20 protein-coding genes are annotated in these 23082 nt (G+C 65.6%); 10 read left to right on the forward strand and 10 right to left on the reverse strand.

Going from position 1 to position 23082, the window contains the following annotated elements:
- Positions 1-264 precede the first annotated feature (264 nt).
- Entirely contained in the window at positions 265-2532 is a 2268-nt protein-coding gene (locus ACCD03_RS16430; protein WP_413412302.1) for a mechanosensitive ion channel family protein, read from the reverse strand.
- 66 nt (positions 2533-2598) lie between these two features.
- Positions 2599-3852: an MFS transporter gene (locus tag ACCD03_RS16435; RefSeq protein ID WP_413412303.1), complete on the reverse strand. Its 1254-nt coding sequence runs from the start codon at positions 3850-3852 to the stop codon at positions 2599-2601.
- Positions 3853-3971: 119 nt separating this feature from the next.
- On the opposite strand from ACCD03_RS16435, the gene ACCD03_RS16440 reads away from it, so the two are divergent.
- On the forward strand, positions 3972-4688 hold the full coding sequence (locus ACCD03_RS16440) for a glutathione S-transferase (protein ID WP_413412304.1): 717 nt from the start codon (positions 3972-3974) through the stop codon (positions 4686-4688).
- A 42-nt stretch (positions 4689-4730) separates the two neighbouring features.
- Here the strand turns inward: ACCD03_RS16440 and ACCD03_RS16445 are convergent, their stop codons facing one another.
- The 4 genes from ACCD03_RS16445 to ACCD03_RS16460 form a co-directional block, all read right to left on the reverse strand.
- Entirely contained in the window at positions 4731-5135 is a 405-nt protein-coding gene (locus ACCD03_RS16445; protein ID WP_045206593.1) for a hypothetical protein, read from the reverse strand.
- 41 nt (positions 5136-5176) lie between these two features.
- Complete coding sequence (locus tag ACCD03_RS16450; protein WP_045206594.1) at positions 5177-5599, reverse strand: hypothetical protein; 423 nt, start codon at positions 5597-5599, stop codon at positions 5177-5179.
- A 336-nt stretch (positions 5600-5935) separates the two neighbouring features.
- Positions 5936-6163, reverse strand: coding sequence for a hypothetical protein (locus ACCD03_RS16455; protein ID WP_024977450.1), 228 nt, complete (start codon positions 6161-6163; stop codon positions 5936-5938).
- A 44-nt stretch (positions 6164-6207) separates the two neighbouring features.
- Positions 6208-6417 (reverse strand): hypothetical protein, encoded by a 210-nt coding sequence (locus ACCD03_RS16460; RefSeq protein ID WP_024977449.1) that lies wholly within the window; start codon positions 6415-6417, stop codon positions 6208-6210.
- Positions 6418-6692: 275 nt separating this feature from the next.
- Here ACCD03_RS16460 and ACCD03_RS16465 point away from each other — a divergent pair, with 275 nt between their 5' ends.
- Positions 6693-7907 (forward strand): hypothetical protein, encoded by a 1215-nt coding sequence (locus tag ACCD03_RS16465; protein WP_325654645.1) that lies wholly within the window; start codon positions 6693-6695, stop codon positions 7905-7907.
- A 10-nt stretch (positions 7908-7917) separates the two neighbouring features.
- On the opposite strand, the gene ACCD03_RS16470 is transcribed toward ACCD03_RS16465, so the two are convergent.
- A complete protein-coding gene (locus tag ACCD03_RS16470) occupies positions 7918-9066 on the reverse strand; it encodes a cation diffusion facilitator family transporter (protein WP_045206596.1) in 1149 nt (382 codons plus the stop codon).
- Positions 9067-9306: 240 nt separating this feature from the next.
- Between ACCD03_RS16470 and ACCD03_RS16475 the strand changes: the two genes are divergently transcribed.
- From ACCD03_RS16475 to ACCD03_RS16500, 6 genes are all read left to right on the forward strand, one after another.
- Positions 9307-9975 (forward strand): response regulator transcription factor, encoded by a 669-nt coding sequence (locus tag ACCD03_RS16475; RefSeq protein WP_325654647.1) that lies wholly within the window; start codon positions 9307-9309, stop codon positions 9973-9975.
- A gap of 4 nt (positions 9976-9979) precedes the next feature.
- Complete coding sequence (locus ACCD03_RS16480) at positions 9980-14311, forward strand: ATP-binding protein (protein ID WP_413412305.1); 4332 nt, start codon at positions 9980-9982, stop codon at positions 14309-14311.
- A gap of 145 nt (positions 14312-14456) precedes the next feature.
- A complete protein-coding gene (locus ACCD03_RS16485) occupies positions 14457-16079 on the forward strand; it encodes an NAD(P)/FAD-dependent oxidoreductase (protein WP_325654651.1) in 1623 nt (540 codons plus the stop codon).
- Between the two features lie 28 nt (positions 16080-16107).
- On the forward strand, positions 16108-16998 hold the full coding sequence (locus ACCD03_RS16490) for an SDR family NAD(P)-dependent oxidoreductase (RefSeq protein ID WP_325654653.1): 891 nt from the start codon (positions 16108-16110) through the stop codon (positions 16996-16998).
- A 10-nt stretch (positions 16999-17008) separates the two neighbouring features.
- On the forward strand, positions 17009-18031 hold the full coding sequence (locus tag ACCD03_RS16495; protein ID WP_413412306.1) for an alpha/beta fold hydrolase: 1023 nt from the start codon (positions 17009-17011) through the stop codon (positions 18029-18031).
- Positions 18028-18924, forward strand: a complete 897-nt coding sequence (locus ACCD03_RS16500) for a metal-dependent hydrolase (RefSeq protein WP_253542109.1) — start codon at positions 18028-18030, stop codon at positions 18922-18924. Before ACCD03_RS16495 ends, ACCD03_RS16500 begins: the two co-directional genes overlap by 4 nt.
- A 91-nt stretch (positions 18925-19015) precedes the next feature.
- Here ACCD03_RS16500 and ACCD03_RS16505 read toward each other — a convergent pair whose 3' ends face one another.
- A complete protein-coding gene (locus ACCD03_RS16505) occupies positions 19016-19834 on the reverse strand; it encodes a MerR family transcriptional regulator (RefSeq protein ID WP_012436625.1) in 819 nt (272 codons plus the stop codon).
- A gap of 86 nt (positions 19835-19920) precedes the next feature.
- Between ACCD03_RS16505 and ACCD03_RS16510 the strand changes: the two genes are divergently transcribed.
- Positions 19921-21078: a hypothetical protein gene (locus ACCD03_RS16510; protein ID WP_325654659.1), complete on the forward strand. Its 1158-nt coding sequence runs from the start codon at positions 19921-19923 to the stop codon at positions 21076-21078.
- Entirely contained in the window at positions 21075-22148 is a 1074-nt protein-coding gene (locus tag ACCD03_RS16515; protein ID WP_325654661.1) for a DUF2993 domain-containing protein, read from the forward strand. The genes ACCD03_RS16510 and ACCD03_RS16515 overlap by 4 nt, the downstream gene beginning before the upstream one ends.
- A gap of 16 nt (positions 22149-22164) precedes the next feature.
- Here the strand turns inward: ACCD03_RS16515 and ACCD03_RS16520 are convergent, their stop codons facing one another.
- Together ACCD03_RS16520 and ACCD03_RS16525 are read right to left on the reverse strand one after the other, a co-directional pair.
- Complete coding sequence (locus tag ACCD03_RS16520; protein ID WP_253542118.1) at positions 22165-22578, reverse strand: surface-adhesin E family protein; 414 nt, start codon at positions 22576-22578, stop codon at positions 22165-22167.
- 176 nt (positions 22579-22754) lie between these two features.
- Positions 22755-23082 (reverse strand): c-type cytochrome (locus ACCD03_RS16525; RefSeq protein WP_413412307.1); only part of this gene is annotated, 328 nt, incomplete at its 5' end.

Raw genomic sequence — 23082 nt, forward strand, 5'->3', positions numbered from 1 at the left:
CCTGGGCGCAAACACACGCGCCCAGACGGTTTGGCTTTTGACTTTCCCTGCCCTAGATGGCGCCTTGGATTTGTGTGAGCGGGCGGATCAAGGAAGGAGGCCTGTCTGAGCGCAGCGAGTTTGCCTCCTTCCCCGCACGGTCACACAAATTCAAGGGGATGTCGCCATCTCGGGCGCGCCTTTCTTTGCTTACTTTCTTTGGCAAGACAAAGAAAGTGAGTCGGCCCCGGCAGGGGACGAAACCACAGCAAACCACCAACACCCTTACGCCGGCGCAGCGGCCGGTGGTTCATTAGAAGAAGCCGACGCCTCTTTCTCCGCCCCAACCCGCGTCATCCACTCCTCAAACGCCGCAGAAGTCCGCAACACCGTCCCCGGCGCCGCCAGCGGCACGTGCGCCTTGTCGAACGCATCCTTCAGCACAACGTTGAACGCCCGCAGCACGTCAGCCTGCTTCTGCGGACGGGTCTTGAACCGCCCCTTGACGATCATCGCGCCGCCTTCAAAGCGGTCCAGCCCGAAAATTTCCGCACCGCCGAGCAGCGTGTAGGCAAAGCGCGGCTCACCAGCAATCTGATCAGCCGCCGCGCGCACGAGATCGATCGCCTGCTGCGGCTCTGCCTCCATCGACACGCGCACTTCAAAATCGGCGAACGAATAATCGCGCGACAGATTGCGCACGGTCTTGATCTGGCTGAACGGAATCGACAGCACCGCACCCGTGCCATCGCGCAGGCGCACCGTGCGGATGGTCAGGTTGATGACGGTGCCTGTGGCCACGCCCACGTCCACCGTATCGCCCACGCTGATGGTGTCTTCCATCAGGATGAAGATGCCGGTGATGAAATCCTGCGCCAACGACTGCGCGCCAAAGCCCACCGCAAGGCCGATCACGCCGGCGCCCGCCACCAGCGGCGTCACGTTGACACCCAGGTTGGCCAGCACGCCAATGCTGGCCGTCACCACCAGCGTCACCTTCAGGCCATTGCGCAGCAGCGGCAGGATGGTCAGCGCGCGCGTGCTGGGCTGCGCCCGCGCCGAGGCCGGCGACAGCGCCCGCAGGATCGCCGTGTCGAGCAGGATCCAGACGAGCCAGGTGGCAAAGACGGTGCTGATCAGGCCCACCATGGCATCGGCGATGCGTTTGCCGTTGACGGAGCTGTGCGCCACCTCCACCAGCGTGTGGCCCCACACGCGCAGCACCAACTCAAGAAAGGCGATCCAGATGACAAGTTTGATCAGCGCACCAACGAATTGCTTGAGCCGCTCCACGTAAGGCGAACTGCGCGCCAGACGCAGTTGCGAGCGCCAGTTCGCGCGGGGGCGGATCAGCGCCGACAGGAAGAACGCCGCCACCAGCAGCAGCGACGTCATCACCGCGCGGCGCGCCACCACGTCAACGTTGTCGGGCGTCGTCAGCGTGGCCACGACGGTGGCGCTCGCCAGCACCACCACGGGCACCGGCCAGAACGCGGCCAGCAGACGGCGGACCTGGTTGCCCGCGTGTTCGCCGCTGCGCAGCTCCAGCGGGCGGTTGGCGATCAACTGCCCAATCGGCCGGCGCGCCCACAATGCGCCCACCGCCAGCATCAATGACGCCACCACGTTGCACACCGTGGCCAGCAGCAGGCTGAGCGAGCCGCCCAGCACCAACGCAACGCGCGGATCAACCAACGCATCGCCGCAAGCACCCAGACTGGCCGTCAGAAAGATTGGCCACATCCCGTGCTTGAACAGGTATTCCACCGCGACGCGCCGGTGCGCGCTGCCGGAAAAGAGCGAGAACAGCATCGCCACGCCCGCCGTAATGATCGCGCCCCATACGATGGCGTATGCGAGCACCAGCGCCAGGACAAAGCCGGGCGAGGCATCGCGCTCCAGCCGCATGATGACGGCAAAGGAAATCGCCCATGGGCCGATCTTGCGCGCCGCGTCGATCAGCAACGCCCGTGTGGTCGGATGCGACCCGAGGCCCGCCGTGAGGCCAAACACACGGCGGATCAACCAGCCCAGGCCAAGCAGGCCACCGGCAATGGCGGCCCAGATGCCCACGGTGCTGGCAAAGTCGGCGGCCAGCAGCATGCGTTTGTCGGGCGAGAGCAGCAGGCCGGCGTTGCCGCTGGCGGCCTCGATACGACGCAGCCAGTAGCGCGGCGCGCCAGCTTCCACATCGGCCTGCAAAGAGCCGTTCTCGATGAGCGACGCCACCGCGCCCAACAGACCGGGCGCCTGTTCGGCCTGGACCTTCTGCTGCGCGCTCATGCCGTCGCGCAACTGCTTCAGTTCGTTGACGAGGGCCGTGCGCTGCTGGTCGTTGTTGAGCAGCGTGATGACGGTGTCGAGCGACTGGCGTGTCTGCGCGGGGTCCGCTGCCGGCGCCGATGCGCTGGCGGTGGAGGTTGGCAGCCCGGCCAGCTTGGAAAACGACACCGGGGCAGCGTCAGCCACGTTGGCGACGCACGCCATCAGCAAAAGCAGGAACGATGCGAGCGGCCACAGTCGCCGCGTCAGGAAAAGAGAATGAGTACGCATGACAGGGAAAGCGATCGTCCAGACATCGACCACGGCACGATACGCGAATTCCCCGGGCGCACAACCTCAGCGCTTGGCGCCCGGTGGCAGCGGCGCCCGCCGCCAGAGCCAGGCGGCCGTGCCGAGCGCACATGCCATGCAGGCCATCACCAGGGCCACCACCCCGGGCCAGCCCCACGGTGCGTAGAGCTTGCCGCCTGTCGTACCGATCAGGCTGGAGCCCAGGTAATACGCCAGCAGATACAGCGCAGCAGCTTGCCCCTTGGCACGCTGCGCACGGCGCCCGACCCAGCCGCTGGCGACCGCATGCGCGCCGAAAAAGCCGAAGGTCAGCAACGCGATGCCGCCAATCACCAGTGCGAGCGGCCTCGCCAAGGTCAGCAGCACGCCTGCCGACATCAGCGCCGCGCCCGCCAGCAGCATGCGGCCCCGGCCATGGCGATCCGCCAATCGGCCAAACCATGCGGAAGCGCCGATACCCAGCAGGTACACCATGAAGATGCCGCCCACCGCCGTCTGGCTGAGGGCATACGGCGCATCGAGCAAGTGGAAGCTCGCGTAGTTGTAGATCGTGACAAAGCCGCCCATCAGCAGAAAGCCCATGGCAAACAACGAACGCAGGCCCGGCTCGCGCAGATGCGCGCCCAGCGTGTCGAACAGATCGCCCAGCGCCACGCCCTTGCGCGGCACAAAACGGCGCGACGGCGGCAGCAGCCACAGGAATGCCAGCGCCGCCAGCAAACCCAATGTGCCGGTAAAACCCATGGCAGCACGCCAGCCGAAGTGATCTGCCACGGCGCCGGTCAGTACGCGCCCGGCCATGCCGCCAAAGGCCGTCCCGCCGACATACAGGCCCATCGCCATGCCAAGCCCTTGCGGATGTACCTCTTCGGCCAGATACGCCATCGCCACCGCTGGCACGCCGCCCAGCACAACACCCAGCAGCGCCCGCGTGGCCAGCAACCCGTGCCAGCCAGGCAGCACTGCCGCGGCCAGCGTGAGCGCCGACGACAGCACCAGCGACACGCCCATCAGCGTCTTGCGATGGATGGACTCCGACAGCAACCCCGCAAACAGAATCGCAAACGCCAGCAGCAGCGTGGACACCGACAGCACCAGGCTCGTCTGCGCGGGCGTGAGGCCAAAGTCGTGCGCCAGCATCGGCATGAGCGGCTGCACGCAATACAGCAGCGAGAACGTGGAGAAGCCCGCCGCGAACAGCGCCAGATTGGCGCGCAGATAACCGGGATGGCCACGGACCAGCCAGTGGGAAGAATCAGCGGGTTCGATTGCGGGCGAAGGAGAAAGCGGGGCGTTCACGGCGGGCGGGTTGAAACAAGCGCAGAGGCAAGCGCCTATTATCGTTCGCAGGCACCGTTCCCGCTGCGATGCGGCATCGCGCTTGCTGCGCAGCCCCCACCACGCTTATCCGCCCGACCATGGAAACCACGCTCTACTACTGGCCCGAAATCCAAGGCCGCGGTGAATTCGTCCGGCTGGCGCTGGAGCAGGCCGCCGTGCCCTACACCGACCTCGGCCGAGAAGACGCGTCCGCCATCGAAGCGTTTCTCGACGATGCGGGCATTCCCACGCCGCCGTTCGCGCCGCCGTTCCTGGTGGCCGGCCCGCTGGTGATCGCGCAGACGGCCAACATCCTGCTCTACCTTGGTCAGCATTACGGCCTGGCTCCGCACGACGAAGCCGGCGGCCTTTGGGCGCACGGCCTGCAACTGACGATTGCCGATTTTGTGGTGGAGATTCACGACACGCACCACCCCATCGCGTCAGGCGAATACTACGAAGACCAGCGGCCCGAAGCGAAGCGCCGCACGCAGGATTTTCTCGATCACCGCGCCCCAAAATTCCTGCATTACTTCGAGCGCGTGCTCGAGCGCAACCCCGCCGGCCCGACGTGGGCCGTGCGTGATGCGCTGACGTATGTGGATTTGTCGCTGTTCCAGATCGTGGCGGGGCTGCGTTACGCGTTTCCGCGCCACATGCAGCGATACGAGCGCGAGCTGCCGCATCTGGTGGCGCTGCACGATCGCGTGGCGGCGCAGCCGAACATCGCGGCGTATCTGGAATCGCCGCGGCGCATTCCGTTCGACACGATGGGCATCTTTCGCCACTACCCCGAGCTCGATGCGCTGAAATGACAAAACCCGGCGCAGGCCGGGTTCGCATGGAGGTTCAATCGTTCAGGCCGCCAACGGCGTAGTAACGGGCAACTGGCGGGGCAACCGGCTGCGGATGTCTTCCAACGCTGTGGGCCAGCTCTCGATGGCCGCCAGATCGTGGATGTCCTGCAGATCGATCAGCAGATCCACCACCTGGTCGTCATCGACATTCACGCCGGAGCAGCGCAGCGCACACGCGAGCGCATCGTCGCTCGGCACACGCAGCAGGCTCACGCCTAGGCGCTCGATCGCGGCGCAGTAGAACGCATCGTCAATAAGGATGCCGACGCCGCAGCGGCGGTTGTCGAGCCCGCGATAACGCGGCTCGCCGTCGGCGTCTTCAGAGCGGCATTGCTGTGCGAGCAGGTGTGCGCGCACGCGTTCAAAAATGTCCTCGATGGCGAGGAACGTCCCCTTCCCTTTCATGGCGTCACCTTCTATAGGGTGATCTGTGACCGGCCGGTCGGTCAGAATGTATCGACAAGAGCGCCGCTCAGGCCAAATTGGCGCGCAATCGACTGCAGGCGGTCCTTCCACTCCCACGTGCCGAACACGTCGTGTGCGTTCTGCAGCTTGGAGAGCAGCTCGACGGTATCGCGGTCGTCCACGTCGATGCGCGCGCGCTTGAGCGCGCGGCGCAACGCCATGACGCCGGCGTCCATGTAACGCGGAATCTCGTTGGTGGGCTTAAGGATGTAGCGCACCGGCACGCTTTCCATCGACGTCGTGTAGTCACGCACGCCGATCAGGTTGCCGATCGGGCAGCAGCGGCCGCCTTGGCCGTGGTACGCCGCACCGCCGCGCGGCAGGATGGCAGCGCCGCCCTGGCCGAACAGATGGCGGACTGCGCCGTCGTAGATTTCTTGTTTGCTGAGATATTGCGTCTTCATGTTGTTTCCCCTGACCCCAGAGTGCAGGCGTCGCCGATTCGATTCACTTCCGACTTCCGGCCTGACGTTGCGTCCGACGTCGCACAATCTGCCATCCGTGCGATCTATCTTGGTTCAGGATGCACCAGAACCATGGGCCGAAAAAGGACCGGAATGTAAGTCATTTTTACCGTTTGCTTTTTGGCAACGGATTGCCCGCAAAGGTGCGCCAGTCAACGCTTTACGGGTGCTTCAGACACCACGCGATCGGACTGTTTTGACATGCGCTGATGCGCGTTCGCAACAGCATGTGCGCACGACTGCGCGCACGTGGCGCATGCGTCGTAGGCGCGGCGCTTACATCCCGATGATCTGGTCTGCGTGGCCGAGGCAGAAGCCACGTCGGTCATGGTGCCCACAGGTGGGCATCACCTCGTAGCCGGCAGCGCGCAGCAACACCGCGCGCGCGGCCACCTCCACCGGAGGCAGGGGCTGCCCCGAGTCTTCATCGCGCACCAGCCGGCCGAGTTGGGCAAACGGCTGGCGCAGCAGATGGTCCAGATCCAGCGATCCGCAGTACCGCATCACATCACCTTCTTCAAAATGGCGGCGGCACCGCGGTGCGCCGGTTACATCGATTCGTCTGCCAGCTCAGGACACGCAACGAGCGTCCGGCGCACACGCGCATAGGCGGCACGCTGCGCCCAGATCGCATCGGTCAAGGCCGCGATGAGCGCGTCGCGGGGCAGGCTTTGCGGTGCCACGCCGAACTGCGCCTCCACGGTACGTAGAGCCTCCGTCACTTCGCTTCGCCATCGGGCGTCGAGTCGCTGGGTCATGTTGTTCTCGTTGGGTCGGTTCTGGCGCGGTGGGCGGCGGGCTTGTGCCCACTCTGACCGCGCTGGGAAGGGATTGGCGGAATGGGTTCCGCTCTTGTTTGTGAAGAACGGCACACGGGGCCGAAACTTGATTGCTGCGGCGGGGGGTAAACCGGCTCCTCCGTTGCACTTGGCGACACCCGGCGCCTCTCCGCCAAATGGGCTCCCCCATTCGCGCAGCAACTTCGGCGGGCGCGCGTGGCCCAATCGGTTCTGCAACCGCCACCGAGCCACCGATGAAGATGGAGCGTCACGTGTCCCGACTGTCTTTCCTGCGCCGTACCGTACTGACCGTTGCCTGCGCGCTGGCCTTGCCCGCCGTTGCCACGGCCGGCGCCCCAGACCCGCGTCAATACATGCATGGCGTTGGCGCGGTGCCGGCCGCAACGGCCAACACCTTCAACGTGTTCTTCAGTGCCTCGGGCCTGCCCCCGCGCGGCGCCGATCGCAGCGGCAGCTGGCCGCACGATGTCTATGTCGCGCAATGGCACGCCGACACGGGCGTGCTCGATGCCCCGCGCATCTTCATCCAGAAGCCCGAAGCGCAGGAGCCCGTGACGGTGGCCCGTAACCGCGCAGGCCAGGTGATGGTGTCGTTTGAAGACGGCTGGAATGCACCGGAAAACGTCAACCAGCGGTTCGGCATCTACGACACCGCGCTGCGGCCTATCAAGCCGTATCCGCAACTGGTGGAATCCGGTGGCCACTCAGGCCATATCACGGCGGTGGGCGACCGCTTCGTTGTGTTCTATTCCGACGGCTGGATCACCGGCGGTGGCGTCGACAACCTCGGCAGCGGCAACGGCGTCTACCTGAAGGTCTACGACGGGCGCGGCCGTCGCCTGCATAACGTCGATGTTGCCGATGGCCGGCGCGAATGGTGGCCCATGGTGGCAGGCGGCAGCACCAATGCGTTGCTCGCCTGGCAGCAGTTCGTGCCGGGCCAGACCGAGGCCAATCTGAAGATCGCCGTCTTTGATCCGGTCAGCGGACGCGTAACGGGCGAGCAGCTTCTGCACAAGCATCTGCAGTACTACACCTACAGCGTCACGTGGATGCCGGCGATCGAGCGGTACTTGCTGGTGGGCGTGGCCAAGGGCAACGGCTTTGCCGATCTGATCGACACGACGGGCAAGGTGCGCGCATCCATTTCGTGCATGCCGGCAACAGTGCGCGAGGCGGGCATCACCGTGAACCAGAACACCGCCTACACGCCCGCCGCTGATGGCCGCATGTTGCAACTGCAGGCGGGGCCGGATTCGCTCACGCTATCGGCCACGTTGCTGAACACCGACGGCAAGCGCGTGCAATGGCGCCCGGTGGGCAGCACCGGTTTGCTGCGCACGTCGGGCGCGATCGACTGGATGTCGCTGACGGAAAAGGGGCTGGAGCAGTTGCACTTCGACCCCGCCAAGACGCAGCCGGCCAACGCGGTCGACCAGTGCCGCTAGCGCGACAGGCTCAAACGTCCGTAACAAGCACGCGCAGGCGTACGAGACCATCCCACCTGGCGTGGATGGCATCGGCAATGCGGGCGATTTCGGCGGCCAGTGCCGGCGGCAGGACCAGGTCGACCTCCACTGCGCCATCGACGTAGTGGAGCACGCAGTGGCGTGCGTCCAGCGGCGTGCCGGACGGCAGCAGTTGTGCCAGCACGGCGTGCAGCGCATCTCGGTCGGGTAGCGGCACGGGGTCGGTCGCGATGTGCTCGCGCGGGTCGACGTGAATCTGCACGTCGAGCACAGCCATTGCGATATGTGCCGTCAGTACATTGGTGCGCGCCCGAACGGCAATCGCATGGCCCTCGCTCACGGAGACGCGCGGGTCCACCTCGATATGCGCATCCACCAATGCCTGGTCGCCTGTCACACGCGTACGCAGATCGTGCACATTGATCACGCCCGGCGTGGCTTCCAGGCTGGTCCGGATCGCCTCCACCTGCGCAGGCGGCAAGGCGCGGTCCATCAGGTCGTTGAGCGCCTCCCAACCAAAGCGCACGCCCACACGGCCAATCATCAGCCCGACGATGCAGGCGGCCGCCGGGTCCAGCCAGTGATAGCCCATCAGGTTGCCCGTCACGCCAATCGCCGCCACCAACGACGACACCGCATCGGAACGCGCATGCCACGCATTCGCAATCAGCATGCGTGAGTTGATGCGCTTGGCCACGGCCAGCATGTAACGGAAAAGTCCTTCTTTGGCCGCCAGCGCGATCAGTGCCACGACCAGCGCCGGACCATGCACCGGCGTCGGCCCCTGCGGCGATCGCAGGCTCTCCACCGCGGCCCAGATCATGCCCGCGCCCGCTCCGATCAGCAGCAGCCCGAGCCCCAGCGACGCGGCGTTCTCGTAGCGCGCGTGGCCGTATTGGTGATCTTCGTCTGGCCCCTTGTGGCTGTTGCGGTTGGCAATGAAGACGATGCCATCGGCGATCAAGTCGGACAGCGTATGCAACCCGTCCGCCACCAGGCCCTGCGAGTGCGACCACAGCCCCGCCGTAATCTGCCCTGCCGAGAGCAGGCAATTGACGCCCGCGCTCACCAAGGTGGAGCGCTCGGCGCTCTGCTTGCGTGCGGCCGCAGAAGGTGCTGTCGAGGATGTGGGCGTCATGGGAAATCGGTGCGATCAAGCGTGCGAGGAAATCGCCAGCATTGTGCCACGCACCGGCGCACCGCCTGGGTCCGAAATGATGGCCACGATCGCAACGCGCTGCGACAAATTTGCACCAAAAAAGCGCGGATTGGGGCGTATTTATAGGACGTTTCCGATGTTCCACCCTGGAGGCTTCGGCGATTCTCAGCAATGCGGCAAACACGTTGCCGCACGTTACACGCTCGGAGACACGTCGACATGCATCCCACCATCCAAATCGTCATTGCAGATGATCACCCTGGCGTGGTGGCAGCCGTGCGGCGCCTCGTATCGGGGGTCGACGGCTTCGAGGTGGTGGGCGAGGCCAGCAACGCCGATGAGCTGCTCGCCGTGCTCGGCCGCGTGCGTTGCGACCTTGTCATCACCGACTACGCCATGCCTGGCAGCCGCTATGGCGACGGCATCCTCCTGCTCGAATTCCTCGTGCGCCGCCACCCCGACCTGCGCGTGATGGTGCTCACCATGCTTGAGACCCGCGCGCTGATGAGCAACATCCTGCGCGCTGGCGTCAAGGTCATCGTCAGCAAATCCGACGAGCCGCATCACATCCTCGAAGGCATGCACGCGGCGGCGGACGGTCGCATCTATCTCTCGCCAATGCTCAATGCCAAGCTGCTCTGCCGCAGCGGCGAGCCGCAGCCCGCCCACGATGATCCGGTCGCCAAGCTCGGCAAGCGCGAGCTGGAAGTGCTGCGCATGTACGTGACCGGCAAGACGGTCAGCGAGATTGCCGTGCAGCTCAACCGCAGCGTCAAGACCATCAGTTCGCAAAAGCAGACGGCCATGCGCAAGCTCGAGCTTGGCACCGAGGCGGCGCTGTTCGACTTTGCCGTGCGGCACGGACTGCTTGGCAGTGGTGAGGCCTGACACGATGGCCCGCGTCACGCGTGCGGCGTCTGCCCGCCTGCGCATCGGTATCGGTGCAGGGTTGCTCGCCTGCGCCGTCGCACTGGGCTGGGCGGGTGGCACGCGCGATGCCGACGCGGAAGACGCGGCGCAGGCCGTTCAACGGCTCACGCAGTTTCCGTCCAAGGTGACCGTGGGCGTCATCAGCGATGCCATGGCGCCGCTGGAAGGCGTCGAAGCCGACCGGCTCAGCGGCTTCTCCGGCGATCTGCTGATGCATCTGATTCCGCAGGATCAGGTACGCGTCATCCCGCACGTCTTCGCACGGCGTGACGACCTGCTCAAGGCGGCGTGCCGGGGCGACGTCGACATCATCATGAGCGTGGCACCCCGCTCGCAATACGATCACTGCCTCATCTATTCCGCACCGTATCTGGAACGCCCCACCGCGGTGGTCGCGCGCAACGACAACACGCAAGTCGCGCAGAACCCGTTTGCCCCCGGCATGCGCATCGCCGTCGAGCAAGGCTCTTCGCTCGAAGAAGAGCTGGCGGGGCAGTACCCGAGCATCCGCCTGATCAGTACGCCCACGGCGGCAGACGCCCTCGACGCCGTGCTGCATGACGCGGCAGACGCTTACGTGGGCGTGACCTATCCGACGCGGGAGTTGATGTCGCAGCCGCGCTACCGGCGGCTTTCGATCGTGCAGCTTGTAAACCAGCAGGTCGACGCGCTGCACTTTGCCGCGCCGCGCGGGCAGGCAATGCTGATCCGCTATCTGGACCGCCATCTTGCCCAGTTGCCCGACGCGACGATGAGCGAGCTGCGCGCGCGGTGGATCACGCAAGGGGGCGGGTGGTCTGTGGGCCTGCAGTTGTCGGACGACGAGCGCGCGATGCTGGCATCGCTGCCGCCGCTGCGCTACGCCGCTGATCCCGACTACATGCCGTACACCTTCAACGGATCGGGCGGCGCGATGCTCGGCATCTTTCCCGAATATCAGAACTTTCTCTCGCGTACGCTCGGGTTGCGTTTCGAGCGGGTGACCGTGCGCGACTGGGCTGAAGCGCTCGCGAAGGCGCGCAGCGGCGAGGTCGACATCCTGCTCGGCATGTCCGACCAGGATTCCCGCCCGCCGGGCTTTACGTTCACGCAGCCGATCGATGCGACGCCGATGGTGATCGTGGGGCGCAGCGACGCGCTCACGGTAGCCGCGCTGCCCGAGCTTTCCGGCAAGACCGTCGCTCTGCCGGCGAGCGACACGCTGACCACATTGCTGCATCAAAACGTACCGAAGATCCGCATTCTTCCGGCGCGCTCGGTCAACGAGGCGTTGTCCATGACAGCGACCGGAGAGGCCGATTTCACCATCGTCAACCTGCCGGTGGCCGACGCGCTGATCCGCCATCACTTTCCAGGCGAACTGAAGGTCACGGGTTCCGCAAACACGATCGAGAGCATCGGCGTGGCCGTGTCGGCGCGATACGCAGCGCTGGTCCCGCTCATCAATCGCGCGCTCTTTGCCATGCCGGAAGGCGAGCAGGTGAGCATCCGCAACAAGTGGCTGTCGGTCAGCTACCAGCTGGGTCCATCCGCTTCAGCCGTGCTCGGCAGGTTCGGCCCGGCGGCAGCGCTGGTGCTAGCGGCATTGGTTGCACTGTTCATCAAGCAGATGCAACTGCGCCGCGAAAACCATCAGCGCCGCCGTGCCGAAGAAACCCTGGCCCGTCAACTGAGCTTCCAGCGCGCGCTGATGGAAGCCGTGCCGTTTCCGCTCGTCGCCAATGACGCCGCACACCGTTACGTTGCCGTGAATGCGGCGTTCTGCAACATGTTCGGCCGCACACGGGCGTCGCTGCTCGGGCACACGCCGCAGGAGCTGGGGCTGTATTCGGTCAGCAATACGTCGCCGCTGTCCGATATCGACCAACGCGCGGTGGAGGCCAGCGAAAGCACGCGCGAAGAACTCATCATCGACACGCCGGACGGGCAATCACGCAGCGTGCTGTACTGGATCGAGCCGTTCCATCTGCCGGATGGGCAACCTGCTGGCACCGTCGCCTCGCTGGTCGATATCAGCGAGATCCGCGAAACGCAGGCGCGGGCCGAACGCCTTGAGCAGCGCCTGCGCGAGGTCACCGAATCGCTGCCGGCGCTGGTCTACCAGTTTGAGCTGCCGCCCGGCCAAGCACAGGGACGCATCACTTACGTGGCGGGCAAGGCCCACGAAACGCTTGGCGTTGAGCCCCAGGATTTGCTGGACTACCTGTCCACGCCCGAACTGCTCATTTACCAGGACGACCGGGAACGGATTCTTGAGAGCGTGCTGACCTCCGCGCAAGAGCTGACGCCGTTCGATCAGCGCTTTCGCCATGTCAGCCCGGACGGTTCAGTGCGCTGGCTGCACGCGCGCTCGATCCCGCACCGCGAAGCCGACGGCCGCACGGTCTGGAACGGTTACCTGAGCGATGTCACCACGGAACGCGAGCAGGCCGACGCGCTGGAAGCCGCCAAGAACGCAGCGGAATCGGCGTTGCACGCGAAAGACCGTTTCCTGGCCATGATGAGCCACGAAATCCGCACGCCCATGAACGGCGTGCTTGGGCTGGTCGAATTGCTGCAGCAGACGAAGCTCGAAGGCGAGCAGAAGCAGATGGTCTCGTTGGTGCAGGATTCGGGGCGCGCCCTGCTGCACATCCTCGATGACATCCTCGACTACGCAAAGGTCGAGGCCGGCCGGCTGGATATCTCGCCGTCGCCCACAGACTTGCGCGAGGTCTTTGACGGCACGGTGGGCCTGCTGGCAAGTCGGGCGCACGAGAAAGCGCTCGCCGTGCACGTGGAGGTGGCCGCCAACGTACCGGCCAGCGTCTCGGTCGATAGCATTCGTCTACGGCAGATCCTGTTCAACCTGCTTTCCAACGCCATCAAGTTCACCGATACGGGCAGCGTGCGGCTTTCGGCAGAATGCACGCGCGTGACGGACGACACGGCGCACCTCGCCATCTGCGTCTCCGATACGGGCATCGGCATCTCGCCGGAGGTTCAGGCCACGCTGTTCGCGCCGTTCGTGCAGGCCGAGCGCTCGACCACACGCCGCTACGGCGGCACCGGCTTGGGCCTGGCGATTTCTCGCCAGCTTGCCGGCCTGATGGGCGGCAAGCTCGTCATGGAAAGCGTTCCCGGGCACGGCACGGCAGTCACGCTGCACTTGGCCGTGCCGATGCTCAAGGCGCGGTATGCGTTGCCGCAACTGGCGGGCTGCAGCGTTGCCATTGTTGTGGACGACCCGGCCGTGCGGCACAGCCTCACGCAGTTCGCGATCGCGGCCGGACTGCAAGCGGGCCCCGCCGCTAACGCCGACATCCTCTTCACCTCCACCGCACAGGCAGAGGCGCACGCCATCCGCATCACCCCGGAAGCGTGCTATTCCGGACCCGGCAACACGCTGAGCATCAATCCGCTGAACTGGCACGCATTTGTACAGGCGTGCGAGCGCGCGCTTCCCCAATCCGACCATGTGCCGATCGCCACCGCGGCGGTGCACGCACAGCCCGCCGTCGCCCCCTGTGACGCGCCGGGTGCGCACATCCTCGTGGCGGAAGACCACCCGATCAACCGCGAACTGATCGCCAAGCAACTCCGCCTGCTGGGTTATCGGGTCACGCTGGCCGAAGATGGCGTGGTCGCGCTCGAGCGCCTGCACGAACACCGGTTTGACGCATTGCTCACGGACTGCCACATGCCGCGCATGGACGGCTTCGACCTGGCGCGGCACATCCGCCACGAAGAGCGCGCCGGCGGCCCTCGCCTGCCCATCATCGCCATCACGGCAACAACGCTTGCCGAGGAGCACGCGCGATGCCGTGCCGTGGGAATGGACGCAAGCCTGCTGAAGCCGACCACGCTTGTCACGCTGCAGGAAGCGCTGGCTGCGCTGTGGAGCCACGAAGCCGCAAGCGCAGATGCGCCCCCGGAGGCGCCATTCGCCCTGTCGCTCGACGATCTGCACGCCGCGCTGGGGGCCGACCCCGCCGCAGCCGGGTTGGCACAGGTCTTCCTGTCGTCGCTGGCTGAGGATGCGCAACGGCTCCAGCCGCTGCTGGACACGATGGACCGCCCTGGGCTGCGCCAGTGGGCCCATCGCACCGGAGGCGCGCTGGCGCTGCTGCACAACCCGAGCGTCGACGCCGTGGTGGAAGCCTTCCGCCGTGCCGTGAATGACGGTAGCGAGCGTGACATCCGCGTCTCCGGGCGCCATGCCACGCGGCTTCTTGCGCACATCAACGCGTTGTTGAGTGCCTTCGCACCGGCGGCCACTGACGTTGTGCACCGCACGCAAGTGACGGATTCATAAGGGAAAACCGTTTCAAGCGATCGATGCATCGCTTTTAGACGTGCCATTCCAATCGCCCGATTGACTCGGTTCTGGCGGCCTCCTACGATGACATCGACCAATGTCACATTAAGAGGCGCCCAAGTGGTGCCCACGGAGACACCACGTGAACGCACGGACCGATTTTCCGCGCCCCGACGCTTTTGCGCCGACCCCGCGCAGCCCTGACGCCCCCGCCCTGATCGATGCCGCCATCATCGGGACGGGTTTTGCTGGCCTGGGCATGGCGATCCAGCTCAAGCAAAACGGCATCGACAACTTCCTCGTCTTCGAAAAAGCGGGGTCTGTGGGCGGCACGTGGCGCGACAATCATTACCCCGGCTGCGCGTGCGATGTGCAATCACACTTGTATTCGTTTTCGTTCGCGCCCAATCCGGACTGGTCGCGCATGTATTCGCCGCAGCCGGAAATTCGCGCGTATCTAGAGCGCTGCACCGATGAATTTGGCGTGCGCCCGCACGTGCGCTTCCATCACGAACTGACGCGCGCCACGTTTGACGAAGCCGCCGGTGTGTGGAATCTGGAAATGGCCGACGGCCGCCGCTACCGCGCCCGCACGCTGATCTCCGGCATGGGCGGCCTGAGCCGTCCGGCCTGGCCGAACATTCCCGGCATCGAAACCTTCCAGGGCAAGGCTTTCCACTCGCAATTGTGGGAGCACGATTACGATCTGCGCGGCAAGCGCGTGGCCGTGATCGGCACGGGCGCCTCGGCTATTCAGTTCGTGCCGCAGATCGCGCCGAAGGTTGGCCGCCTCGACCTGTATCAGCGCACGCCGCCGTGGATCCTGCCCAAACCCGACCGCAAGGTGTCGCGCGCGGAGCATTGGCTGTTCCGCCATCTGCCGTTCACGCAAAAGCTGATGCGCACGGGCATCTATTGGATGCTGGAGTCGCGCGTGCTCGGCTTCGTGATTCATCCGAAGCTGATGAAGGCGGTGGAGCGCATGGCGCGCGGCCATATCAAGCGCCGCATTGCCGATCCCGCGCTGCGCGAGAAGGTCACGCCGAACTACACCATCGGCTGCAAACGCATCCTGATCTCGAACGACTATTACCCGGCGCTCACGCGCGAGAACGTCGACGTCATCACCTCCGGCATCGCACGTGTGGAACCCAACGCCATCGTCACCACCGACGGCACGCGGCGCGAGGTCGATTGCCTGATCTTCGGCACGGGCTTTCATGCAACGGACCCGTTCCCGCGTGGCGTGCTGCTTGGCAGCCAAGGCGTGGACATTGTCGATGCGTGGGACAAGCACGGCGCAGAGGCCTACCTGGGCACCACGGTGTCGGGTTTTCCGAATTTCTTCATGGTGGTGGGCCCGAACACGGGGCTCGGCCACTCGTCGATGGTGTTCATGATCGAGTCGCAGGTGGCGTACATCGTTGACGCGCTCAAGTCGATGCGTGCGCACAACGTGGCGGCCATCGACGTACGTCCCGACGTGCAGCGCCGCTTCAACGACGGCATCCAGAAGCGGCTGTCGAATGCGATCTGGTCGGCCGGCGGCTGCGTGAGCTGGTACCTCGATCCGAAGACGGGCAAGAACACGACGCTGTGGCCGGGTTTCACCTGGCAATTCCGCCGCGCCACGGCGCATTTCCGGCTGGCGGATTACCGCACGCGCCCGATGGCCGTACCGAAGGGCGTGCCCCTGCGCGTACCTGCCCGCACGGTGCCCGCCGCCCAGAACACCCCTAACGAAGAAGCGCTCGACCGCGTCTGACGCGCGTCAGCCCCAAGGAGACCACGCCATGAAGTCATTCAACAACCAGGTTGCCGCCATCACGGGTGCCGCGTCGGGCATGGGCCGCTCGCTGGCGCTGCAGCTGGCAGGCGAAGGCTGCCATCTCGCGCTGGCCGATCGCAATGAAGCGGCGCTCGCGCAGACGCTGCAACTGGTGCGTGCGCATGAAGGCGACCGCATCCGCGTGACCACGCATGCGGTTGACGTGGCCGACCGCGCCGCCGTGTATCGCTGGGCCGAAGAAGCGGCCGCCGCGCACGGCAAGGTCAACCTGATCTTCAACAACGCGGGCGTGGCGCTGTCCAGCACGATCGAAGGCATGGAAGACGACGAGCTGGCCTGGATCATGAACATCAACTTCTGGGGCGTCGTGCACGGCACCAAGGCGTTTTTGCCGCTGCTCAAGGCAACGGGCAACGGGCACATCATCAACACGTCGAGCATCTTCGGCATCTTCGCGCAGCCGGGCATGGGCGCCTACAACGCCAGCAAGTACGCCGTGCGCGGCTACACCGAAGCCCTGCGCCAGGAACTGGATCTGATGAACTGCGGCGTGTCGGCCACATGCGTCCACCCGGGCGGCATCAAGACCAACATTGCCAAGTCGAGCCGCGTCTCGCCGAGCATGAACGGCTTCCTGGTGCGCGACGAACAGCAGGGCAAGGCGGAGTTTGAGAAGTTCTTCATCACCTCGGCAGACAAGGCCGCGCAGGTGATCCTGGATGGCGTGCGCAAGAACAAGCGCCGCGTGCTGATCGGCCCCGACGCCCACGCCGCAGATGTGATGGCCCGCGTGCTGCCCGCGGCGTACCAGGCGCTGGTCGTGCGCGAAGCCCGCCGCACGCGCAAGAAAGCCCTGCGCGACGATACGTCGCCGGCCACCGTACGCGCCAAATAAGGGGCCGCCGATGAACACGGCCACCACCAGCGAACTGTTCGCCAGCCCCCCGCGCGCGAACCTGCTCAACGTCGCCCGCGCGATGCTGCGCCCCGGCCGCGTCGGCCTGCGCAGCATCGGGCGCGACGTGCTGATCGCGCGCTACGCCAAGCCGCAATCGCGCTATCTGCCGCTGATGGGCACGCGCGTGCATTACACCGATGAAGGCACCGCCAACTCGGAAGGCACCTTGCTGCTGATCCACGGCTTTGGCGCATCGCTGCATACGTGGGACGGCGTGCTGCCGCAGCTCACGCGGCGCTATCGCGTGATCCGGCTCGACCTGCCGCCGTTCGGCATCACCGGCCCGCTGCGCGACGCACAAGGCCACCCGCGCACGATGGAGCTACCGCTGTACCGCGACTTCATCGACGCGTTTGTCGATACGTTGGGCTTGTCGAAACTCACGCTGATCGGCAACTCGCTGGGCGGCATGGTGTCGTGGGACTTTGCCGTGCGGCACCCGGGCCGCGCCAAGAAGCTCGTGCTGATCGATTCGGCGGGCTTTCCGATGAAGCTGCCGATCTACATCGATCTGTTCAATCACCTGGGCGTGCGGCTGACGTCGCCGTGGATGCTGCCCGAGGGGATCATCCGCGCCGCCACGCGCGATGTGTATGGCGACCCGTCGCGCGTGTCCGAACCCACGCTGCGCCGCTACGCCGATTTCTTCTATGCCGACGGTGCACGACAGGCCATCGGCAAGATGGTGCCGAAGTTCCGCTTTGACGATGTCGATACCAGCGGGCTGGCCTCGATCCGAGTGCCCACGCTCATCCTCTGGGGCCAGCGCGACCGGTGGATCCCGCCTGCGCATGCCGGTGAATTTGCCCGCCGCATTCCCGGCGCCACGCTGCGCATGTATCCGGCACTCGGCCATATCCCAATGGAGGAAGACCCCGTGCGTGTGGGGACCGACCTCTGTGCATTCCTCGATCAAGGGCGCGCGTCGACGCGCCTTTCAGAAACCACATTCCAGGAGAACCGCCCATGATGCCAGTCCGCCGCGACGTGCATCCTCACCTGCCTGCTGATCGCATCAGCAACTGGCACGAGCGAGGCACGCACGTCACCCACTTCCTGAACGCGCTGTCGATCTTCTTCCCGACCGGCGAGCGCTTCTTCATGGACAGCGTGCGCAACTACCGCCATCTGGTGACCGACCCCGAACTCAAGCAGGCCGTGGCCGGCTTCATTGGCCAGGAAGCCATGCACACGCGCGAGCACGTGCTGTACAACGACCTGCTCGACCGGGCCGGCTTGCCCGCCACGCGCATCGACCGCTTTGTCGGCAAGTTCCTGAATGTGCTGCGCAAGTGGACGCCGAAGTCGCACCAGTTGGCCGTGACCGTGGCGCTGGAGCACTACACCGCCATGCTGGCCGGCCAGGTGCTTTCACATGAAGATGGCCTGGGCCGCAACTCGGAGCCCGGCTACCGCCAGGTCTGGCTGTGGCATGCCATGGAAGAGACCGAGCACAAGGCCGTCAGCTACGACGTGTGGAACCTCGCCATCAAGCCGGGCCTGCGCCGTTACATCCTGCGCACGTCGACGATGCTGCTGACCACGCTGATGTTCTGGTCGATGGTGTTTTACGTGCACTTGCGGCTGATCTTTGCCGATCGCACCTGCAAGAACAAGTTCTTCGGTCTGGGCAAGGCGTTCCACTTCCTGTGGATTCACCCGGCACCGCTGCGCAAGATCATTCCGGAGTTCTTCGACTTTTTCCGACCTTCATTCCACCCGTGGGATGAAGACAACCGGGACGCACTTGCACGCCTGCCCAAGCTGATTTCGGAAATCGAAGCCTACGCCGCTGCAAATGGCGAAGCGCCGTCGCCGTCGATCCGCCGCAAGCTCTCGACCGCAGGTGCAGCCGGGTCTTGAGCAGGCATTCAAAACGCCTGCAGCACCCGTCGTATCAGGATCAAACTAGAAATAGATAAGGCGCGCCCCACGCATGGGCGCGCCGGAGACACTAGCCTTTGTCCGGCCCGGGCGCGCTGCCAGGCGGTTCATGCATGTGCTCGATGACCTGCGCCACGCGGTCGCCCAGGTATTTGTTGGCGGCCGTCTCAAGCGCGCGCATCAGCTCGGCTTCAACCGCCACCAGCGCCAGCGGACGGATGCGCCAGATCACGTCGACCAGACGCGGCACGTCTTCGACCGGCGGCAGATCGCTGCCGTATTTGTCGAGTTCGCGCACGACCATGGAGACAAGATCGTCGGCCACCGCCTGCGTATGCGGCCGGGCACGCTCGATGATGTCGAGCACTTCGACCAGCGGGAAACCGGCCTTTGCCATCTGCGCGCCGGCCAGCAGTGCTTTCGGGCTGCGCGCCAGATAGCCGAGGCCATCGGGTTCAAGCAGGCCAAGCGAAATGGCCCGCGCCAGCGCCTGACGCGACATGGCACGGCCAAACAGCTTGGCCAGCGCCAGAAGCGAGTAGTGCTTGGGCGACTCATCCGACCACGGGCTGGCGATGGCGGATTCGAGCCCAAGGATGGAGCGCAGGTCATGGCCCTCGACGATGGCCTTGAGCAGCTCCTGGATGTTCGAGAGCGTGTAGCCGCGCCCGAGCAGGTGATTGATGAGCTTGAGCCGCCCCAGATGCGCCTGCGTGTAGATACCCACGCGACCACGCCGCTCGGGCGGATCGATCAGGCCGCGATCCTGATACGAGCGGACGTTGCGGACAGTGGTTTCAGCCGCGCGCGCCAGTTCATCGATGGTGAACTCGCGGGCAGGCGGAATGGCGGGTGGACCGGCATCGCCGGTTGGTTTGCGGGCAGGCATGCAAAAAATTCTACACGAGCGCGGCGACAGACCGCGTCGGTTGCCGGAACGTTTCCGGTGCGTTTCTCACGACGAGGAGACCGTCGATGTGGGACTTGACCTTGCGTCACCGTAATAGCGCGCTCCGGGCTGCGGGCGCGGTGGTTGCGGCGTTGCTGCTGCAAAGCTGCGCCACCGCCGGCGACGGACACGGCGCCATCGAAGCTGAAAAAGCCAAACAGCTTGAAGACGCCCGGGCCCAGGCGCGCGCGCCGTTCCAGTCGGGCAACCTCGCCACGCGCGAGGTGCGGCCCGCCACGCTGCGCGATTCCGGCCAGCCCGATGCGATCTCGTATCTGCGTCATGTCGATTTCCGCTTCGATGGTGGCGTGGGCTTTTTGGTCGATCAGCTCGCGCTGCGCATGGTGCCGCGTGCGCCAGGTGATCCGGTGTGGCTCGACGATGTGTCGTCGTACACGCTGCAGCCCGTGAATGGTTCAGTGCGCGTCACGGCAGAGAGCATGGCCGCGCTGTTCAACACCGTGGTCTTTGCGCGCGGGTCGGGCGATGACCCTCCGCTGCGCAACTTCAGCTTCTCGCTCGACGACGGCACGCTCGACATGCGCGCCGAGATGCGCCGTCGCGGCGCCTGGGTGCCGATCGAACTGCGCGGCCCGCTGGTCCTGCGCGACCCGCAAACCATCGTGTTCCGCCCCAACGTGGTCAAGGTGCGAGGCCAGGACGCCAGCGCGCTGATGGGCGCCGCGCATATCGAGCTGGCCGATCTGTTGCCGGTGTCGACGCCTGCCGTGCAGCTGGCGGGCAGCGAGATCGTCATGCAGGTGCCCAAGCTCTTTCCGCCGCCCGCGCTGGATTTGAAGCTCTCCGCCATTCGCGTCACGCGCGAGGGGCTGCTCATGCAGATCGGCGATGGGACCCCGCAGATGCCGCCGCTGGCCAACGCCGCCGATGCGCAGCGCCCGTACATCCTCTTTCGCGGCGGTGACATCCGGTTCATGCGCTCGATGCCGATGAATGCGCGCATCGACATCGTCGTGGCCGACCCGGCCAAGCCGTTCGTGTTCAACCTGTATCGCTATCGCGATCAGCTTGTGGCTGGGTCGCTACGCTTCTCGCCCGATGGCGGCATTCGCGTGCTGATGCCGTCGTTCGACACGCTCAGCGCCGCCAGAGCCGCCAAGGCACCTGCCGTCGCCAAAGCGGGCAAGCCCACCCTGCAACTCGCCAAGAGGACCGCGCCATGATCGCCCCCGCCTTCGCTCTCGCCGCCCTGATGTTGCGCCTGGTGTTGGTGACGCTCGGCTTGACGGGGCTTCTTGCCAGCGCCCTCGCCCGCGCTGCCGAGCCACCCATGGCCAGCGCACAGCGCAAGGAGTTGACCACAGTGCGCCAGCAATGGGTGCAGCGCTGCGATCCGTCCTCCGGTGCGCCAAACGCCAGCGGCCCCGCCGTTGCGCGCGACTCGGGCACGGCACCGCCCGTCGTGCAGATGCGTGATGTGGATTTCCGCATCACCGGCGACATCGGCTTCCGTGTGCACCAACTCACCGCGCAGCTCGTGCCGCACAAGCCCGGCCAGCCCGTCGACATGGACGACCCGAGCCAGTTCGACATCCGCATCCTCGGCGGCGAAGTAACCGTGCCCAAGGATTCGCTCGACGCGCTGTTCAACCGGTATCTGCTCGACTATTCGCCGCGCTCGCTCAATGCGCTGTCGCTCACGCCAGGCGACGGCGTGCTCGACGTGTCGGGCGGGCTCAAGCTGCGCAATCATTTTCCCGGCGTGTGGCTGCCGTTCGGCATGCGCGGCACATTGGCGCTCAAGGAATCGCGCTACCTCGTCTATACGCCTACCGAGGCCCGCGTGATGGGCATCCAGACGCTGGCGCTGCTCAAGGGGATGGGGCTGGAGTTGTCGCAGCTTGCGCCGCTCAATCGCGACGGCGCCAAGCTGGACGGTAATGACATGGTGCTGGACCAATACACTGTGTTTCCACCGCCGCGGCTGATCGGTCAGATGAAAACGGCGCGTGTCACGCCTGACGGGCTGGTGCTCGGCTTCGGCCCTGCGCCGGCCCTGTGCGCGTCTGCGCCCACCGACGCGGCCAGCCGCATCTGGATCCAGTCAGGTGACCTGAAGATGTACAACGTGCTGGTGACCAACAGCCGCGTGCTGGTTACCGATACATCAACGCACGGGCCGCTGCGCTTCGACCTGTATCACTACCGCGAGGCCGCTGCGCGCGGCACCACGCGCATGGATGCGGACGGTACGCTGCGCGTCGACCTCGCGCCGGCAGCGGCCGTCCAGTAACGCCGTCGTCAGCGCGCTATTTTTGGCAAACGGCGTGCAGGATCGCCTCGCCCTCTGAGCGCGGCACGACGGCTTCCCAGCGGGGGCCGTCGATGTTTTTGGTGAGCACCGTGGCGTGCTGGCCGTCCTGGATCAGCGCGCTGACCGGCAGGATGCGCCCTTCCTTGCAGTCGTAGACGGACGTGCGTGTGTCGTACTGATACGCCCTGCCGTCGGATAGCTTGCGCGGCGCGTCATAGGCGTCGCGCGTCGTGGCACGCACGGTGCCATCCTTGTTGTGCTCGATGGAGTCCTTGTCCAGATAGAGCGAGCCGCCGTTGTCGGCCAACGGGGCCAGCTTGACCCAGTTGTCGGCCGCCATGGCGGTCGAGCTACCGATTGCCAACGCGGCAGCCACCCAGTAGATCAGCGTCGTTCGTTCCGTTCGCATTGCAACCTCCGTTTGCCTCATTGCACAGACGTACGCGGGGTGAAGCAGCAGGGCTGCCTCGTTCTCCGCACATTCGAATTAGGCGTAGCAAACGGCATGCCCCGCGTCTGCCACTGCCGCGGCAGGCAAACAAAAAAGCCCGCACGGGGCGGGCTTCTTCGGGAATGCGGGACCGCTTACTTGGCAGCGGCGGCCATGTAGTCGACGGCGGCTTTCACGTCGTCATCGGAGCCGGCATAAGTGCCCTTGGGCGGCATCGCGGCCTTGCCGTGCAGCGCGGAGTCATACAACTTGGCCTTGCCTTGGGCAATGCGCGGCGCCCAGGCGGCCTTGTCGCCAAACTTGGGCGCGCCAGCCACTCCGGCGGCGTGGCACATCTGGCAAGTCGACTCGTAAACCTTCTTGCCAACCTCGCCTGCAGAGGCTTGCGGTGCGGCAGCTGCAGCCGGCGCGGCCGGTGCTGCAGCGGGTGCCGGCGCAGCAGCGGCCGGAGCCGGTGCAGCT

The sequence above is a fragment of the Ralstonia sp. Ralssp135 genome (assembly GCF_047304345.1).
In the GTDB taxonomy this organism is placed as follows: Bacteria; Pseudomonadota; Gammaproteobacteria; order Burkholderiales; family Burkholderiaceae; genus Ralstonia; species Ralstonia chuxiongensis.